The sequence below is a fragment of the Streptomyces hainanensis genome (assembly GCF_004348415.1).
GTDB classification, from domain to species: domain Bacteria; phylum Actinomycetota; class Actinomycetes; order Streptomycetales; family Streptomycetaceae; genus Streptomyces; species Streptomyces hainanensis.
In genome coordinates, this window is sequence record NZ_SMKI01000582.1 from 1 (window position 1) to 4229 (window position 4229).

The window sequence follows — 4229 nt, forward strand, 5'->3', positions numbered from 1 at the left end:
GGATGGGGACGGATCCGAAACCGACTCCGGGGGAGGAGTCGGGGCGATCCGGGTGGAAGGGTCACTGACTCCTTCGGCACGATCCCACTGGGCCTTTAGAGAATGATCACGAACCGGTGATTCGTCATTCCAGCGATGTTCACAGCGGCCGGGGTCCGCGGCGGCGCGGCAGCGCGGTCACCGCCGGGCCGGTGGACTCCGGCGGCAGCCCCGCGCACTGCGCGAGCAGCTCGCACCAGGCACCCAGGTGAGCCCCCGCGTCCGCCGCGTCCGCCGGGGTCCAGGAGGCCCGCAGCTCCAGCTCGGCCCGCGCCGGCCGCTCGGCCAGGCCGCCGAAGAAGCTCGAACCGGCACGCGTCACGGTGCCGTTGGCGGCCCGCCTGTCGAGCCCCCGGCCGTCAAGCGCCTCCGTCAACCAGGACCACGCCACGTCCGGCAACAGGGGGTCGGTGGCCAGCTCCGGTTCGAGGTCGGACCTGGCCAGCGTCACCACCCGGAAGTCGCCCTGCCACGACTCGTCGCCCGCGGGATCATGCAGCAGCACGAAGCGGCCGTCGGCCAGCTCCTCGTCCCCCACGGTCACGGCCGCCCCGACGGCGTGCGCGAAGGGCGCGAGCCGGCGCGGCGGGGGGAGGGGGGACAGCCGGACCTCGGGGCGGAGCCTGGTCTCGGTCAACGCCGCGACCGCCCGCCCGAAGGCGACCGGGACCCGCGCACCGGGGTCGTTCATGATGCCGGACTCCTCCACCGGGTGGGTTCGAGACGCTGCCATGGCCGGTAACCCTAGAGCGTGGACGGCCGCCGGGCTCGTCATTACCCGGCCGATCGGCCAGGGGTCGGAACGACCCTAGGCGCCAGGGCGCGGCGGGGGCGGTACGCCACACCCGCGCGCGCCGTCCGATTCCGCGGTCGTGGGACACTGCTGCCTGTGACTGTGACCGACTCCGCCTTCCTCAAAGCATGCCGTCGCGAGCCCGTCCCGCACACCCCGGTGTGGTTCATGCGACAGGCCGGCCGTTCGCTGCCCGAGTACCGCAAGGTCCGCGAGGGCATCGCCATGCTCGACTCCTGCATGCGGCCGGATCTGGTCACCGAGATCACCCTCCAGCCCGTCCGCCGGCACCGGGTGGACGCCGCGATCCTCTTCAGCGACATCGTGGTGCCGCTCAAGGCCATCGGCGTCGACCTCGACATCAAGCCCGGCGTCGGCCCGGTCGTCGCCCGGCCGATCCGCGAGCGCGCCGACCTCGACCAGCTGCGCCCGCTCGAGCCCGACGACGTCTCCTACGTGACCGAGGCCATCGGCCTGCTCACCGCCGAGCTCGGCGACACCCCGCTGATCGGCTTCGCCGGCGCCCCGTTCACCCTCGCCAGCTACCTCGTCGAGGGCGGCCCGTCCCGCAACCACGAGCACACCAAGGCCATGATGTACGGGGCCCCCGAGCTGTGGGCCGAGCTGCTCGACCGGCTCGCCGGGATCACCGGCGCCTTCCTCTCCGCACAGGTCGACGCCGGCGTCTCGACCGTCCAGCTCTTCGACTCCTGGGTCGGCGCCCTGGCCCCCGTCGACTACCGCGCCTCGGTGCTGCCCGCCTCCACCAAGGTCTTCGACACCGTCGCGGGTCGCGGCGTGCCGCGCATCCACTTCGGCGTGGGCACCGGCGAGTTGCTGCCGCTGCTCGCCGAGGCCGGGGCCGACGTGGTCGGCGTCGACTGGCGGGTCCCGCTCGACGAGGCCGCCCGCCGGATCGGCCCCGGCAGGGCCCTCCAGGGCAACCTCGACCCGGCCGTGCTCTTCGCGCCGCACGACGTCGTGGCCGCCCAGGCCGACCGGGTGCTCGACGCGGCCGCCGGCCTGCCGGGGCACGTCTTCAACCTCGGCCACGGCGTCCTGCCCACCACCGACCCGGACGCCCTGACCCGGCTCGTCGCCCACGTCCACGAGCGGACCGCGCGCTGAGCCGGACCGCCGGCAGGTGAAGGGGGAGCCATGCACGTGATCGTCGTCGGCGGCGGGATCTCCGGACTCGCCGCCGCCCACCGGCTGTCGACCGCCGGCGTCCGGGTCACCCTGCTGGAGGGCTCGGACCGGATCGGCGGCAAGCTGCGCACCGGCCGGATCGCCGGCGTCGGCGTCGACCTGGGCGCCGAGTCGATACTCGCCCGCCGCCCCGAGGCCGTCGAGCTGGCCCGCGCCGTCGGCCTCGGCGACGGGCTGCGCCCCCCCGTCGGAGTCGGCGCCTCGATCTGGACCAGGGGCGCGCTGCGCCCCATGCCCCGGGACCACGTGATGGGCGTGCCCGCCTCCGTCGCGGCGCTCGCCGGGGTGCTCTCCGACGCCGGCCTCGCCCAGATCGCCAGGGACGCCGAACTGCCGCCGCTCCAGGTCGGCGAGGACGTGCCGGTGGGCCGGCTGGTGGCCGAGCGCATGGGCCGCGAGGTCGTGGACCGGCTGATCGAGCCGCTGCTCGGCGGCGTCTACGCGGGCGACGCCTACCAGATCTCGCTGCGCTCCGCCGTGCCCGCGCTCTACGAGGCCGCCCGCGAGCACGACACGCTGCTGGCCGCCGTCCGCGCCGTCCAGCGCGAGGCCGCGGCGCGCGCCCCTGGCGCGCCGGTGTTCAACGGCGTCGAGGGCGGCGTCGGCACCCTGGCCGAGGCCGTCGCGGAGGCCTGCCGCGCCCGGGGCGCGGCCCTGGAGACCGGCGTCGCCGTGACCGGCCTGCGCCGCACCGCCCGCGGCTGGGCCGCGGCCCTCGGCGACGGCCGGTCGCTCGCCGCGGACGGCGTGGTGCTGGCCGTGCCGGCCGCCGCCGCCGGGCGGCTGCTGGCCGCCGAGGCGCCGGCCGCCGCCGGCGAGCTGGCCGCCGTGGAGTACGCCTCGATGGCGATCGTCACCCTCGCCTTCCGCCGCGCCGACCTCGCCACGCTGCCGCGCGGCAGCGGCTTCCTGGTGCCGGCCGTCGACGGCCGCGTCATCAAGGCCGCCACCTTCACCAGCGGCAAGTGGGACTGGGCCGCCGCCGCCGACCCCGCCCTGTTCCTGCTGCGCGCCTCCGTCGGCCGCTACGGCGACGAGGGCCCGCTGGAGTGGGACGACACCGACCTGGTGCGGGCCGCCCTCGACGACCTGGGCGAGGCCGCCGGGCTCACCGGCAAGCCGGTGGACACCGTGGTGACCCGCTGGCACCAGGGCCTCCCGCAGTACACCGTGGGCCACGCCGACCGCGTCGCCCGGGTCCGCGGCTACCTCGCCGGGCTGCCGGCGCTGCGCCTCGCCGGCGCCTCCTACGACGGCGTCGGCATCCCCGCCTGCGTCGCCTCGGCACAGCGGGCCGTGGCCGACCTGCTGCGGGCCCTGCCCGGGCCCGCCCTGGGCGGTGCCCCCGTGACCGGCCCACCGGCCGAGGCGGGAGAATAGCGCCATGACTACCGCACCGGAGAAGTCCGCAGGCAAGCGCGCCAAGGAGCTCAACGACACCATCCGCTACACCCTCTGGTCGGTGTTCCGGCTGCGCGAGCCGCTGCCCGAGGACCGGTCCGGCCAGGCGGACGAGGTCACCGAGCTCTTCGAGCAGCTGGCCGCCAAGGACGTGGTGGTGCGCGGCACCTACGACGTGTCCGGGCTGCGCGCCGACGCCGACGTCATGATCTGGTGGCACGCCGAGACCTCCGACGCCCTCCAGGACGCCTACAACCGCTTCCGCCGCACCCGGCTCGGCCGGGCCCTGGAGCCGGTCTGGTCCAACATGGCGCTGCACCGGCCCGCCGAGTTCAACAAGTCGCACATCCCGGCGTTCCTCGCCGACGAGACCCCCCGCGACTACGTGAGCGTCTACCCGTTCGTCCGCTCCTACGACTGGTACCTGCTGCCCGACGAGGAGCGGCGCGAACTGCTCGCCGAGCACGGCCGGATGGCCCGCGGCTACCCGGACGTCAGGGCCAACACGGTCGCCTCGTTCTCGCTCGGCGACTACGAGTGGATCCTCGCCTTCGAGGCGGACGAACTGCACCGGATCGTGGACCTGATGCGGCACCTGCGGGCCTCGCGCGCCCGCCAGCACGTCCGCGAGGAGATCCCCTTCTTCACCGGCCGCCGCAAGACGGTGGCCGAGCTGGTCGCCGACCTGGCCTGACGGGCGCGGGGCCGCCAGGCCGGGTCCTGCCTAGCCGCCGCCCGCGCGCACGCCGTGTCCTGCGAGCGCGTCGTCATCGAGGAGTACCTGGAC

Annotated in this window: 4 protein-coding genes; 3 read left to right on the plus strand and 1 reads right to left on the minus strand. The window is 75.4% G+C overall.

Features of this window, described 5'->3' with window-relative positions:
- Positions 1-139: 139 nt before the first annotated feature.
- The gene (locus E1283_RS32915) at positions 140-772 is read right to left on the minus strand and encodes a DUF3000 domain-containing protein (RefSeq protein WP_132821828.1); all 633 of its coding nucleotides are present in this window, start codon (positions 770-772) and stop codon (positions 140-142) included.
- A gap of 147 nt (positions 773-919) precedes the next feature.
- Between E1283_RS32915 and hemE the strand changes: the two genes are divergently transcribed.
- Genes hemE through hemQ form a run of 3 tightly spaced genes read left to right on the plus strand, consistent with a single transcriptional unit; the run spans position 920 to position 4136 of the window.
- Positions 920-1960: a uroporphyrinogen decarboxylase gene (hemE, locus tag E1283_RS32920; protein ID WP_132821831.1), complete on the plus strand. Its 1041-nt coding sequence runs from the start codon at positions 920-922 to the stop codon at positions 1958-1960.
- Positions 1961-1990: 30 nt separating this feature from the next.
- Positions 1991-3421: a protoporphyrinogen oxidase gene (hemG, locus tag E1283_RS32925; RefSeq protein ID WP_132821829.1), complete on the plus strand. Its 1431-nt coding sequence runs from the start codon at positions 1991-1993 to the stop codon at positions 3419-3421.
- A gap of 4 nt (positions 3422-3425) precedes the next feature.
- Positions 3426-4136: a hydrogen peroxide-dependent heme synthase gene (gene hemQ, locus E1283_RS32930; RefSeq protein WP_132821830.1), complete on the plus strand. Its 711-nt coding sequence runs from the start codon at positions 3426-3428 to the stop codon at positions 4134-4136.
- Positions 4137-4229 lie beyond the last annotated feature (93 nt).

Bases quoted from the DNA above. Each gene is read 5' to 3' on its own strand.
- hemQ (WP_132821830.1), top strand. From the start codon at position 3,426: ATGACTACCGCACCGGAGAAGTCCGCAGGCAAGCGCGCCAAGGAGCTC.
- E1283_RS32915 (WP_132821828.1), bottom strand. From the start codon at position 772: ATGGCAGCGTCTCGAACCCACCCGGTGGAGGAGTCCGGCATCATGAAC.
- hemG (WP_132821829.1), top strand. From the start codon at position 1,991: ATGCACGTGATCGTCGTCGGCGGCGGGATCTCCGGACTCGCCGCCGCC.